The organism is Affinirhizobium straminoryzae (assembly GCF_007004135.1).
In the GTDB taxonomy this organism is placed as follows: domain Bacteria; phylum Pseudomonadota; class Alphaproteobacteria; order Rhizobiales; family Rhizobiaceae; genus Neorhizobium; species Neorhizobium straminoryzae.
Genome location: NZ_VJMG01000104.1, coordinates 1 through 12,269, shown reverse-complemented (window position 1 = coordinate 12,269; position 12,269 = coordinate 1). Strand labels below are relative to the sequence as shown.

The following is a 12,269-nucleotide window of genomic DNA, read 5'->3' as shown; positions in this document are numbered from 1 at the left end:
CCGTCGATCACAAAGCGGCGAGCACGCCTGCCGAAGGAGGCGGCGCACGCCGCTTTGTGATCGACGGCGCTCGTCTTCCTCCCCACCGCAGGCAAAACTGCGCTATGTGTCGGTAGCTGTCTTGTCCGACGGGATGATGGCAGAGATGGAGATCGGGCCGTCCGGCTGCTGCTGCGGTGCCGGGCGGATCCAGACATCCGGGAGAACTGCATGCAGCCCTTCATGCGCATGCCGGCACGGCTGCTGCCGGCACTTGTCCTTGGCCTTGGGCTCACGCTCGCCCTTGGCGCATCGCGGCCGGGTTATGCCGCCCAGGCAAGCCTCGTCGTCAATGCTTCGACCGGGGCGATCCTGACGGCCGACAACGCCGATCAGCCGATCCGGCCGGCCTCGCTCACCAAGATGATGACGCTCTATCTAACCTTCGAGGCTCTCGGTAAGGGCAGGCTCTCCTGGGACGAGCAGATCCCGATATCCGCCCATGCCGCCGGAACCGTGCCCTACAAGCTCGGTGTTGCGCCGGGTGGCACCGTCAGCGTGCGCGAGGCGGTCAACGGCATCATCGTGATTTCGGCCAATGATGCGGCGATTGCGCTTGCAGAACGTCTCGGCGGCACAGAAGACCGCTTTGCCGATATGATGACGGCCAAGGCCCGCCAGCTCTCCATGACGAAAACCACGTTTCGCACCGCAACGGGCCTCACCGCGGATGGCCAGTTCACCACCGCGCGCGACATGGCGGTGCTGGGGCTTGCCCTGATGCAGCATTTTCCCCGCCAGTTCCCGCTGTTTGCCACCAGGACCACGAATTTTCGTGGCAAGCCGCTCACCGGCCACAACTACATGCTGGACCTCTATCCCGGCGTCGACGGCATCAAGACCGGCTATACCAGCGCCTCCGGCTACAATGTCGTGACATCGGTGATGGCCGGCGGCCGGCGTTATATCGGCGTCGTGCTGGGCTATCCCACCGACAAGGCGCGCGACCAGCAGATGGTGAACCTCTTCCGCCAGTATCTGCAAAACCCCGCCGCTGCCCAGGCCGCATCTTCTCCCACCATTGGCGGCGCCGTCGGGCTTTATTGAGCGTCGGGTTGGCTTCGCTGCGGGCCTCTGACCCGCTTGGTCATCGTCTGTCGCACAAGAGGTGTGGCCATCTTCTTGATCGATCAGGCAGGACCCTGCGGTGGATAGGCATGCTCTTCGCCCCGATAGTCGCTGACGGCATAGCAGCCCTCGCCGGCGGCGCGCACGGCGGAGGGGCCGAGCGGCGCCTTGCCGTAGCCGCCGGGAATGTCCAGCACATAGGTCGGCTGGCAGAGGCCGGAGAGGTTGCCGCGCAGCGCCGCGACGATCCGCTGGCCCTCGGCAATTTCAAGGCGGAAATGACCGGTGCCGGGGGCGAGATCCGGGTGGTGCAGGTAATAGGGCTTGATGCGGGTTTCGACGAAGGCGCGCATCAGGTCGCCCAGCACAGCCGGATCGTCGTTGACGCCTTTCAGCAGCACGGTCTGGCTGATCATGACGATGCCGGCATCGACGAGGCGGGCGCAGGCGGCGCGGGCTGCCTGCGTCATCTCCCGCGGGTGGTTGGCATGCAGCGCCACATAGACGGCCTTGCCGGCTGCCTTCAGCGCTGCGATCAGGGCCGGATTGATGGCCTGCGGATCGACCACCGGCACGCGGCTGTGAAAGCGTACGATCTTCACATGCGCGATGTCGCGAAGGCCGCCGAGCATCTCGGCGAGACGCCGCGGCGACAGGACCAGCGGATCGCCGCCGGTGAGAATCACCTCCCAGATCTCCGGGCGGCTGCGGATATAAGCGAGGGCTGCGGCAAGCTCCGTTGCCGACAGCGTGCCGTCGCCGGTCGGTCCGACCATCTCGCGGCGGAAGCAGAAGCGACAGTAGACCGGGCAGACATGCACGGCCTTCAGCAACACGCGGTCCGGATAGCGGTGCACCACGCCCTTCACCGGCGAATGCGCGCCGTCACCGATCGGATCGGCCCTCTCCTCCGGCGTCACCGTCAACTCGCGGATATCGGGCAGGAACTGCCGGGACAGCGGATCGGCGGGATCGGCGGGGTCGATCAGGCCGGCGATCGCGGGCGTCACGGCAATCGCGTAGCGCGCTGCAACCGCCTGCGCCTCCGCCAGCTGCTCTGCGGGCAGCAGGCCGGCATCGGCGAGATCCTGCGGGGTCTTGAGGGCGCGCGGTGCGGTCATTCCCACTCCGCCACAGGCGTCCACATCACCTGGTCGATGCGGGTGGCGCCGGCTGCCAGCATCACCAGCCGGTCGAAGCCGAGCGCGATGCCGCTGGCCTGCGGCATCAGCGCGAGCGCTGCCAGAAAATCCTCGTCCAGCGGATAGGTCTCGCCGTAGACGCGCTGCTTTTCTGCCATTTCCGCCGTAAACCGGGCGCGCTGTTCGACGGGGTCGGTCAGTTCGCCGAAGGCATTGGCGAGTTCCACGCCGCAGGCGTAAAGCTCGAAACGCTCGGCGACACGGGGATCGTCCGCGGCAGGGCGCGCCAGCGCCGCCTCGCAGATCGGGTAGCGGTCGAGGATCGTGGCGCGGTCCTGGCCGAGACCGGGCTCGACCTTTTCCACCAGCACGCGGGAATAGAGGTCGGTCCAGGTGTCGTCCGGCGCATGGCGGATGCCGGCCCTGGTCAGCTGGTCGGCCAAGTGGTTGCGGTCCGTCGTTCCGTCCGGCTCCACCGAGGCCAGAAGATCGATGCCGGCAAGGCGCTGGAAGGCTTCGGCGACGCTGAGCCGCTCCGGTTCGGCGAAGGGATCGCAGGTCATGCCGCGATAGGCGAACTGCCGGGTGCCGGCGGTGTCGGCGGCCAGCGCCAGCAGCGCGGCACAATCGTCCATTAGTTGCGTGTAATCCTCGCCCGCCCGGTACCATTCCAGCATGGTGAATTCGGGATGGTGCAGCGGCCCGCGTTCGCGGTTACGATAGACATGCGCGAAGCAGGCAATGCGCCTCTCGCCGGCGGCCAGCAGCTTCTTGCAGGCAAATTCCGGCGAGGTGTGCAGGTAAAGCGGCAGGGCGCGGCCGTCGGTCGTCATCGCGGTGGTGGAGAAGGCATGCAGATGCGCCTCGTTGCCGGGCGAGACCTGCAGGGTCGCCGTATCCACCTCGAGAAAATCACGCTCGGCAAAGAAGGTGCGAAAGGCCGCCTGAATGCGGCTGCGGGCGATCAGGAAGGGACGCCGATCCGCATGCACGTCTGGCCGCCACCAGCTTGCGCGTGAGGATGAGGGGGCGTGCGACACGGGAAACGTTCCTTTTCGGGCTTTCTTCGGAGCCTTGACGTGCGAAGGCTTCCACTTTTCGCCAATTTGCGGTAGGTCGCCCGGGAATAAAGATCAGGCGTCCTTCAGGCTGGCCCACGGCTGGTCCTCTACGACGCATTCACGGAACTGACAAGCCAAGGCAGTCACAAGGAAACCCCATGGTCAAGATTATCGCCTCCTCCGTCCGCAAGGGCAATGTTCTCGAAGTCGACGGCAAGCTCTATGTCGTGCTGACGGCCCAGAACTTCCACCCGGGCAAGGGCACGCCGGTCACCCAGGTCGACATGCGCCGCATCGTTGACGGTGTGAAGGTGTCGGAGCGCTGGCGCACGACGGAACAGGTCGAGCGCGCTTTCGTGGAAGACGTCAACTTCCAGTACCTCTACGAAGACGGCGAAGGCTTCCACTTCATGAACCCGGAAACCTATGACCAGGTCGTCGTCAGCGAGGAGACCATGGGCGAGCAGAAGGCCTATCTGCAGGAAGGCATGACCTGCATCCTGTCGATTCATGAGGGCGTGCCGCTGGCGCTCGAACTGCCGCGCCACGTGACGCTTGAAATCGTCGAGACCGAGCCGGTCGTAAAGGGCCAGACGGCTTCGTCCTCCTACAAGCCGGCGATCCTGTCGAACGGCCTGCGCACCATGGTACCGCCGCATATCGATGCCGGCACCCGTGTTGTCATTGCCACCGAAGACAATTCCTACGTCGAGCGTGCCAAGGACTGAGTTTCGGCCCAGTCTGGAGGATGCAACGGCATCCTCCATTTCCTCTCTCGGCCACTGGTTCTATTCATGAAAAAGCCCCGGATCCTGCAGGATCCGGGGCTTTATTTTGGTCGTCAATCGCACCGGGCGTTACTGGGGACGCTTGGTGGCTGCCGCGGCAAGAACCGTCGGACCCTTGCCCCAGTTGTAGCCGCCGCCGATTGCCACGCTCAGGGTCACATAATCCTGGGCCTGCTGCTGGATGGCGGCAGCAAGGTTCGCCTGGGCACTGGAAACCGAGCGCTGGGCGTCGAGCACGTCGAGCAGCGAGGAGGCGCCGTCACGATAGCTTGCAGTCGAAAGCTCCAGTGCTTCCTGGTAGGAGCGGACCGTATCGCGCAGGGCGGACACGGTGCGGCTGTCGCGGGTTACGGCTGCCAGTGCGTTTTCCACCTCTTCCACGGCACTGAGTACCGTCTGCTTCCAGCTCAGATAGTCTTCGCGCGCCTTGGATTCGGCCGAGCTCAGGTTGGCGCGCAGCTGTCCGCCGTCGAAGATCGGCAGGTTCAGGCTGGGGCCGAAGGACCAGGTGACGTTGCGGGTGATCGAGCCGCCAGTGGGGTTGGTATAGGACGGCGTGATCGAGCCGCCGAGGCTGATGCTCGGATAGAGCTGGGCTTCTGCAACGCCGATATTGGCCACGGCTGCGGCGAGCTGACGCTCGGCGGCGCGAATGTCCGGACGGTTGCGGATGAGGTCGGCCGGAACGCCGGACTTCGGGTTGAAGCGGGCCACCGGCTGGCCGGCGCCCTTCTGGAGATCCGAAACCAGCGAAGAGGCCGGCAGCGCGAGCAGCGTCGCGATGCGGTGGGCCGACTTGCGATAATTGGTTTCGAGGCCCGGAATGTCGGCGATTGTGGAGTTGACCAGACCTTCGGCCTGCACGACGTCCAGACGCGAGGCGGCGCCGGCTTCCAGCTGCAGGCGCGTCAGGTCCAGCGTCTCGCGACGGGACTTGAGGTTCTGCTGAGCGATCTGGATGCGCTCCTGATAGTAGCGGGCATCGATATAGGCCGCCGCGACGGAGGAGAGCAGCGACAGGCGTGCCGTGTCGACATTGGCATAGGCCACGTCGAGCGAGGCGAGCGCGCTTTCCTTGTTGCGCTTGTAGCGGCCGAACACGTCGAGCAGCCAGGAGACGTCCAGGCCGCCGGAGACCTTGGTGCTGACCGACGAATCAGGCGTCTTGCCCAGGCCTTCGGCGCCGCTGCGGGAGGCAGAGGAGGCGAGCGTCAGGTCGGGAAGTGCGCCTGCACCGGCGGTGACGACATTGGCCTGCGCCTGGTTGATGCGCTCCATGGCCGTCTTGATGTCGATGTTCTGATCCAGGCCCTGCTTCATCAGACCGTTCAGGCGCCGATCGCTGAAAGCCGTCCACCAGGCATCGGTCGATACGTCGCCATTGCTCTTGGCGCCGCCCTCGGCGAACTTCTGCGGAAGCGAAATTTCGGGCGCCTTGTGGTCTGGTCCGAGGACGCAGCCGGACAGCAGAAGCATGACGAGGGGAGCTGCTACGCGAATGGAGGTCATGACTGTACCCTGTTGGACGATGAATTCATTCACCGATACTCTTTTATGAGGCGCCCCGCCGTAAGGGCGCCCCGCGTGATATGAGCGGGATGGAGCATCCCGTATACAAATCGTTAATGCGTCGTTTTTCTACCCGCAGACAGCTTTCTCACCACCACAAAAAACGAGGGAACGAAGAAAATTCCCAGCAGTGTTGCAGAAAGCATACCCCCGAGCACACCGATGCCGATCGAGTTCTGGGCGGCCGAGCCAGCCCCCGTCGCAATCGCGAGCGGTACGACGCCGAGGATGAAGGCGAGCGAGGTCATGATGATCGGGCGCAGGCGCAGGCGTGCCGCTTCCAGCGTTGCCTCCACCAGCCCCGTGCCTGTCGCCTGCCGGTCCTTGGCGAATTCCACGATCAGGATTGCGTTCTTGGCTGCCAGGCCGATGGTCGTGAGAAGGCCGACCTTGAAGTAGACGTCGTTGGACTGTCCGAACCAGGTGGCCGCCACCAGTGCGCCCAGCACGCCGACGGGCACCGCCATGATGACCGAGAACGGGATCGACCAGCTTTCGTAAAGCGCCGCCAGGCAGAGAAAGACCACGAGAACCGACAGCGCATAGAGTAGCGGCGCCTGCGAACCGGACAGGCGTTCCTGGTAGGAAATACCCTGCCAGGCAACAGTATAGCCGCCATCCATCTGCCTGGTCAGCTGTTCCATGGTGTCCATGGCCGTGCCTGAACTGACGCCTGCTCCGGCCGAACCATCCAGGGAGATGGCGCTGACGCCATTGAAGCGTGCCAGTGTCGGAGCCCCGCTCACCCATTGCGTCTTGATGAAGGAGGAGAAGGGCACCATTTCGCCGCTGCCGTTGCGGGCATACCAGTTGTCGATCGCATCCGGCTTCATGCGATAGGGTGCATCACCCTGCACATAGACCGGCTTCAGTTCGCCGTTCAGCGTGAAATCGTTGACGTCGCGCCCGGCGAAGATGGTCGACAGCATGGAATTGACCGAGGCGATGTCGAGGCCCATGGCCCCCATCTTTTCCTGGTCCAGCAGGAACTTCAGCTGTGTTTCGGCCGGCGGGCTGTTGGAGCGCAGCGAGCTGACATTCGGGTTCGCATTGCCCTGCTGGATCAGCTGCTGCGAGGCACGTGTCAGAGCCTCGGTTCCGTTCTTGCCGCTGTCGACCAGATACATGGAGAAACCGCTGGAATTGCCGAGACCTGGAATGGCCGGCGGCTGCAGCGGGAAGACCATGGCATCGCGGATCGTGAAGAAATAGCCCATTGCCCGTCCGACCACGGCCGAGGCCGCCAGTTTCGGATCGGTGCGCTGGTCGAAGTCCTTCAGCTTGGCGAAGACCATTGCATAATTCTGGCCGGAGCCGGTGAAGGAGAAGCCCGAAACGGAGAAGACGTCGCGAATCGCATCCTTCTCCTTGTCGAGATAGTAGTCCTCGATCTTCTTGATGACCTCCTGCGTGCGCGCCGCAGTGGCGCCGTTCGGCAGCTGGACGATGGTCATCAGCACGCCCTGGTCTTCCTGCGGCAGGAAGGCGCTGGGAAGCTTGGCGAAGAACCAGGCGCAGCCGCCGACCACGATGGCGAACATCACCATCACCCGAAGCGGGCGTTTCAGCAGATAGCCGATCGTTGCCACGTAACCGCCGGTGGTGCGGTCGAAATTGCGGTTGAACCAGCCGGCCAGACCACGCTTCTCGCCGTGATGGTTGATCGGCTTCAGCATGGTGGCGCACAGCGCCGGCGTCAGTACGATGGCGACCAGTGCCGAGAGCAGCATGGCCGAGACGATGGTGACCGAGAACTGGCGATAGATGATGCCGGTCGAGCCGCCGAAGAAAGCCATGGGAATGAAGACTGCCGTCAGCACCAGCGCGATGCCGACAATGGCGCCAGTGATCTCGCCCATCGACTTCTCGGTGGCTTCCTTTGGTGACAGCCCTTCCTCCGACATGATGCGTTCCACGTTCTCGACCACGACGATCGCGTCATCCACCAGAAGGCCGATGGCAAGAACCATGGCGAACATGGTGAGCGTATTGATCGAATAGCCTGTCAGCGCCAGGATGCCGAAGGTTCCGAGCAGGACCACGGGCACCGCGATCATCGGGATGAAGGTCGCCCGCAGATTCTGCAGGAAAACCAGCAGCACGACGAAGACGAGGATGATCGCCTCGATCAGCGTATGCACCACCTTCTCGATCGACAGCTGGACGAAGGGCGTCGTGTCATAGGGATAGGTGATGACGACATTTTTCGGCAGGGACGGTGCAATGCTGTTGAGCGCTGTCTTCACGCGGTCTGCGGTGTCGAGCGCATTGGCCCCTGTCGCCAGATTCACGGCGAAGCCGGTAGCCGGATTGCGGTTCGAGCGGGTGTTCGTGGAGTAGCTTTCCTGACCGATCTCGATGCGAGCCACGTCGCTGAGACGCACGGTCGCGCCGCCTGTTTCCGTCTTCAGGATGATCGCCTCGAACTGGGAGACGGTCTGAAGCTGGCTCTGCGCGGTCACCGTCACATTGATCTGCTGGCCCTCGACCACCGGCTGGGCGCCGATCGAACCGACGGAGACCTGGGTATTCTGCGCCTGGATCGCCGTTGTGATGTCGTTCGGCGTCAGCTGGAACTTGTTGAGCTTGTAGGGGTCGAGCCAGATGCGCATGGCATAGCCGGTGCCGAACACCTGAATGCTGCCAACACCTTCCAGACGCTTGATCTGGTCCTCGATCTGGGTGGAGAAGATGTCGCCCAGCTCGACGGGCGTGCGCTTGGCATCGGTCGACACCAGCGCGCCGACGAGCAGGATGCTCGAGGTGGAGCGCGTGACGGTGATCCCCGCGGTCTGCACCACGTCCGGCAGCTGCGACTGCACGAGTTGCAGCTTGTTCTGCACCTGAACCTGGGCAATGTCCGGCAGAATGGAATTGCCGAAGGTCAGCGTGACGCTGGACGAGCCGGTACTCGACGAGGAGGTCATGTAGGTGAGGTCATCGAGGCCGGTCATGGCGTCCTCGATGATGGTCGTCACCGATTTTTCCACCGTCTCGGCGCTCGCGCCATTATAGGTCGCAGAGATGCGCACCGTGGTCGGCGCGATTTCGGGATACTGCGCGATCGATAATGTCGTGATCGCGAGAGCGCCACCCAGCATGATGATGATCGCGATCACCCATGCAAAGATCGGCCGGTTGATAAAGAAATGTGCCATTGATCAGCCCTTCACGCCTGCCTGTGCGCGTCCATGCCTGCGTTTCAAGGTTTTGCCGCCGGAGCCTGGGCGGGTGCCTGTGCCTCCACCACGAAGCCCTGATCGTTGACCGTGGCCTCGACCGGTTCGACGGGTGCACCGGGCGCGATCTTCTGCAGCCCGTCGACGATCAGCCGGTCTCCGTCGTTGACGCCCGACGTTACCAGCCAGTTGTTGCCGGAGAGCTGGCTGTTGTCGAAGGTACGGCTTTCCACCTTGTTGTCCTTGGTGACGAACATGGCGGTCAGGCTGCCGCTCGGATTGCGGGTTGCGGCGCGCTGCGGAATGAGGAAGCCGTTTTCATAGCCGACGATCACGGTGGCGCGGACATACATGCCGGGCAGGATGAGATTGTCCGGATTGTCGAAGACGGCGCGGATCTGGTAGGTGCCGGTGGTTTCGCTGACGGCGAGTTCCGACATGTCGAGCTTGCCGGTGCGCGGATAGCGCGTGCCATCCTCAAGCGCCAGCGTGATGTCGGCCTGGGTCGGGTTGCCCTTCAGCCGGCCGGCCGCGATCGCTGCACGCAGTTCCAGAAGGTGGGCCGCCGAATCGGTCAGGTCCACATAAACGGGGTCGAGCTGGCGTAGCGTCGTCAGCGCCGTCGTCTGGTTGGCCGTGACAATGTTGCCGATGCTGACATTGGAAATGGTGGTGACACCATCGAAGGGCGCGCGGATTGCGGTATAGCCGACATTGATCTGTGCGGTCTGCAATGCCGCCTTGGCCTGCGCCACGTCGGCGCGCGCCTGCAGCAGGGAGACGCGGGCGTTTTCGTATTCGATCTGCGTCGCGCCACTGTTGACCAGTCGCTCGTAGCGATTGAAGTTGGCTTCCGCGCTCGGTACGCTCGCCTCCGCCTTCGCCAGCGTCGCCTTGGCCTCTTCCAGCGAGGCCGCGTAGGTCTCGTCGTCGATCTTGTAAAGAATGTCGCCGGCCTTGACCTCGCTGCCTTCCTTGAAGGCGATCTCCTCGATCATGCCGTTGACGCGCGGACGGATATCGGCGGTGCGGAAAGCGACGGCCCGTCCCGGAAGCACCCGCGTCAGCGGCCGTTCGCCTTGCTTCAACGTGACGACGCTGACCTTGGCAGGCGGCCGCTGCTGGCCACCTGCCCCGGCTGCGCCCGCGCCACCGGCGGATTTTCCCTGGTCGCTGCAGCTGGCCAGCGCAAGCGAGAGGATCAGAGGTACGGCGAGTCGACGTAGTGTCATCAGGGGCATCCATTCTGGGAGCATGGCGCGGGGCGCGCGCGCGCGAAAATGCCATGCAGTGTGCAGTCGTCGGGTTACGGCGGCAAGATACAAATCGACCCGCCGGCGCGTGGCAGGGTTGTTTTGCACCAATGGTGACGTAATCGAGAAACCGTCACTTCACAAGCGGATTTTGCAGCGCAGCGTTCACAAGCCAGATCAGGTCATCACAGCGATGCGTCAATTCCTCTTCGGGCGCATTGGCAAGGAAGATCGGGTGCAGAACAGAGGCGAAAGCGGAGGCCGCCGCACATGCGGCACGCTGCGGGTCCGTACTGTGGTAAATGCTGCTGTCCATGCCATGCCTGATGATATCGAAAAACAGGTCTTCCAGCATCATCTTGTAGCGCATGCCGCTCTTCAGGTCCGACTTGGAGAGCAAATAGAGCATTTCGAGGATGTAGGGCGTATCGTGCAGGAAGGCGAGATGCGCCTCCATCAGGCGGTGGGCGATGATGCCCAGACGCTCCGGCGCCGCGGCGTCCACCTCCAGCGCCTGAAGTCTTGCAATCATCACATCGATCTTGCTGTCGCAGATCGCATCCGTCAGCGCTGCTTTCGAATGGAAATGCTTGAACACATTGGCGGGCGACATGGACAAGGCCTGGGCGATATGGGCAACCGAGCTTCCGGCAACCCCGTTTTCGCGAAACAGGCGCTCCGCCGTCGCGAGAATTTCAGCTCTTGTATCTTCGGCCTTGCGTCTCGGTCGTCGTGCCATGGCGGCGCTTCCCGTCAGGGTCTCAGGTGAAGAACGGAGCCAGGTTTTTGCGCACGCGCGCCAGAATGTCCGTCCCGGGCGCGATCGGCTCGAGCACCTCGCCGGTGATGCAGGCATAGGCATGGCGATAGACGGTCGCTGTCTGCGCGATCAGGTCGGCGGGGATTTCCGGAATCGCGTCCCTGTAGGGATCGCAGCGTTCCGCCACCCAGCTGCGCACGAAATCCTTGTCGAAGCTTTCCGGACGCTGGCCTGCCCCGAACTTGGCCGGATAGCTCTCGGCCATCCAGTAACGGCTGGAGTCGGGCGTATGGATTTCATCCGCGAGAAGGATGGTGCCGTCCGCGTCGACGCCAAACTCGTATTTCGTATCAACCAGGATCAGGCCTCGTTCGGCTGCCAGAGCCTGACCGCGGGAGAACAGTGCAAGCGCGTAACGGCTGACCGTGTCCCACTGGTCCGACGTTAGCAGGCCGTTGCTCACGATGTCGCCCGGCGAGAGCGGTTCGTCATGCCCGCCGTCGAAAGCCTTGCTGGTCGGCGTGATCACCGGTTCGGGCAGCACCTGGTTGTCGCGCAGGCCGTCCGGAAGCGTCAGCCCGTACATCGAGCGGATACCCTTCTTGTAGAGCGTCAACAGTGAGGTACCGGTTGTGCCGGCCAGATAACCGCGCACGACGATCTCGACGGGCAGGATGTCGAGCCGCTTGCCGATCACGACATTCGGGTCGGGATAGGCGAGAACGTGATTGGGGCAGATATCGGCGGTCTGTTCGAACCAGTAGCGCGCTGTCTGGGTCAGGACCCGTCCCTTGTCCGGGATGACGGCGAGCGCCCGGTCGAAGGCGCTCAGCCGGTCGCTGGCAATGATGATCCGGCGCCCGTCGGGAAGATCATAATTGTCGCGAACCTTGCCCCGGTAGTGCTTGGGGAGTTCCGGGATCGAGGCTTCTGCAAGAAGGTGCACGGTTGAAGACTTTCCTTGAAGCGGGCCGCAGCGGGCCGGATGGGATCTGTCCTTTTCTATCGCATGTCCGCTCCCGCGGGGACAAGACGCTAGTCCTTGCAAGAGATTGCCAGTGTGCCCGGAAAACAGGCTTTGGCTGCTGTAAATTTCGGCAATGTTGGCTGTCGAAATTGAAGCCCTTCATAAATCCGTTAAATTCCAATGGTTTGTTACTTTTTCCGTTTTTTTATGAAAGAGGCAGTTGACCGACGTCCGAGTGGCTCGTATAAGCCGGTTCATCAACGAGGGCGGCGGCGCTGCTGGCGACGGTGTCTCTTGTTCTGGCGGGTTAGCGGTTTTGCTGCTGGGTTTGCCGGGTTTTGTGATCACGACATTGGCTGAATGGTTGATGTGAGCCGGGGTTTCGGTTTTGGCTCGGTGGTTTATTGACTGCTTTTGTGGTCTGTTTTTTGACAATTGAATAT

The 12,269-nt window shown here is 63.0% G+C and carries 10 protein-coding genes; 2 read left to right on the top strand and 8 right to left on the bottom strand.

Annotated elements, in window-relative coordinates; translation table 11 throughout:
* Positions 1 to 210: 210 nt before the first annotated feature.
* Positions 211 to 1,086 (top strand): D-alanyl-D-alanine carboxypeptidase family protein, encoded by an 876-nt coding sequence (locus FNA46_RS24885; RefSeq protein WP_143127933.1) that lies wholly within the window; start codon positions 211 to 213, stop codon positions 1,084 to 1,086.
* An 83-nt stretch (positions 1,087 to 1,169) separates the two neighbouring features.
* On the opposite strand, the gene FNA46_RS24880 is transcribed toward FNA46_RS24885, so the two are convergent.
* Positions 1,170 to 2,228 carry a lysine-2,3-aminomutase-like protein gene (locus FNA46_RS24880; RefSeq protein ID WP_143127932.1) on the bottom strand — a complete coding sequence of 353 codons (1,059 nt, stop codon included), beginning with the start codon at positions 2,226 to 2,228 and terminating at the stop codon, positions 1,170 to 1,172.
* Complete coding sequence (epmA, locus tag FNA46_RS24875; protein ID WP_143127931.1) at positions 2,225 to 3,289, bottom strand: EF-P lysine aminoacylase EpmA; 1,065 nt, start codon at positions 3,287 to 3,289, stop codon at positions 2,225 to 2,227. The genes FNA46_RS24880 and epmA overlap by 4 nt, the downstream gene beginning before the upstream one ends.
* 179 nt (positions 3,290 to 3,468) lie before the next feature.
* Between epmA and efp the strand changes: the two genes are divergently transcribed.
* Positions 3,469 to 4,038: an elongation factor P gene (efp, locus tag FNA46_RS24870; RefSeq protein ID WP_143127930.1), complete on the top strand. Its 570-nt coding sequence runs from the start codon at positions 3,469 to 3,471 to the stop codon at positions 4,036 to 4,038.
* 129 nt (positions 4,039 to 4,167) lie between these two features.
* Here the strand turns inward: efp and FNA46_RS24865 are convergent, their stop codons facing one another.
* The 6 genes from FNA46_RS24865 to FNA46_RS26310 all read right to left on the bottom strand — a co-directional run.
* The gene (locus FNA46_RS24865; protein ID WP_143127929.1) at positions 4,168 to 5,607 is read right to left on the bottom strand and encodes an efflux transporter outer membrane subunit; all 1,440 of its coding nucleotides are present in this window, start codon (positions 5,605 to 5,607) and stop codon (positions 4,168 to 4,170) included.
* Between the two features lie 113 nt (positions 5,608 to 5,720).
* Positions 5,721 to 8,825 (bottom strand): efflux RND transporter permease subunit, encoded by a 3,105-nt coding sequence (locus FNA46_RS24860; RefSeq protein ID WP_143127928.1) that lies wholly within the window; start codon positions 8,823 to 8,825, stop codon positions 5,721 to 5,723.
* 44 nt (positions 8,826 to 8,869) lie between these two features.
* Positions 8,870 to 10,078, bottom strand: coding sequence for an efflux RND transporter periplasmic adaptor subunit (locus FNA46_RS24855; protein WP_143127927.1), 1,209 nt, complete (start codon positions 10,076 to 10,078; stop codon positions 8,870 to 8,872).
* A gap of 154 nt (positions 10,079 to 10,232) precedes the next feature.
* Positions 10,233 to 10,838: a TetR/AcrR family transcriptional regulator gene (locus FNA46_RS24850; protein ID WP_185969993.1), complete on the bottom strand. Its 606-nt coding sequence runs from the start codon at positions 10,836 to 10,838 to the stop codon at positions 10,233 to 10,235.
* 22 nt (positions 10,839 to 10,860) lie between these two features.
* Complete coding sequence (locus tag FNA46_RS24845; RefSeq protein WP_143127925.1) at positions 10,861 to 11,805, bottom strand: phosphoribosylaminoimidazolesuccinocarboxamide synthase; 945 nt, start codon at positions 11,803 to 11,805, stop codon at positions 10,861 to 10,863.
* A gap of 180 nt (positions 11,806 to 11,985) precedes the next feature.
* Positions 11,986 to 12,269: hypothetical protein (locus tag FNA46_RS26310; protein WP_210245917.1), on the bottom strand; the 284-nt coding region annotated here is incomplete at its 5' end.

What these genes read in the sequence shown, in the direction of transcription:
- FNA46_RS24885 (WP_143127933.1), top strand. Translation starts at nt 211, where the DNA reads ATGCAGCCCTTCATGCGCATGCCGGCACGGCTGCTGCCGGCACTTGTC.
- FNA46_RS24880 (WP_143127932.1), bottom strand. Translation starts at nt 2,228, where the DNA reads ATGACCGCACCGCGCGCCCTCAAGACCCCGCAGGATCTCGCCGATGCC.
- efp (WP_143127930.1), top strand. Translation starts at nt 3,469, where the DNA reads ATGGTCAAGATTATCGCCTCCTCCGTCCGCAAGGGCAATGTTCTCGAA.
- FNA46_RS24865 (WP_143127929.1), bottom strand. Translation starts at nt 5,607, where the DNA reads ATGACCTCCATTCGCGTAGCAGCTCCCCTCGTCATGCTTCTGCTGTCC.
- FNA46_RS24860 (WP_143127928.1), bottom strand. Translation starts at nt 8,825, where the DNA reads ATGGCACATTTCTTTATCAACCGGCCGATCTTTGCATGGGTGATCGCG.
- FNA46_RS24855 (WP_143127927.1), bottom strand. Translation starts at nt 10,078, where the DNA reads ATGACACTACGTCGACTCGCCGTACCTCTGATCCTCTCGCTTGCGCTG.
- FNA46_RS24850 (WP_185969993.1), bottom strand. Translation starts at nt 10,838, where the DNA reads ATGGCACGACGACCGAGACGCAAGGCCGAAGATACAAGAGCTGAAATT.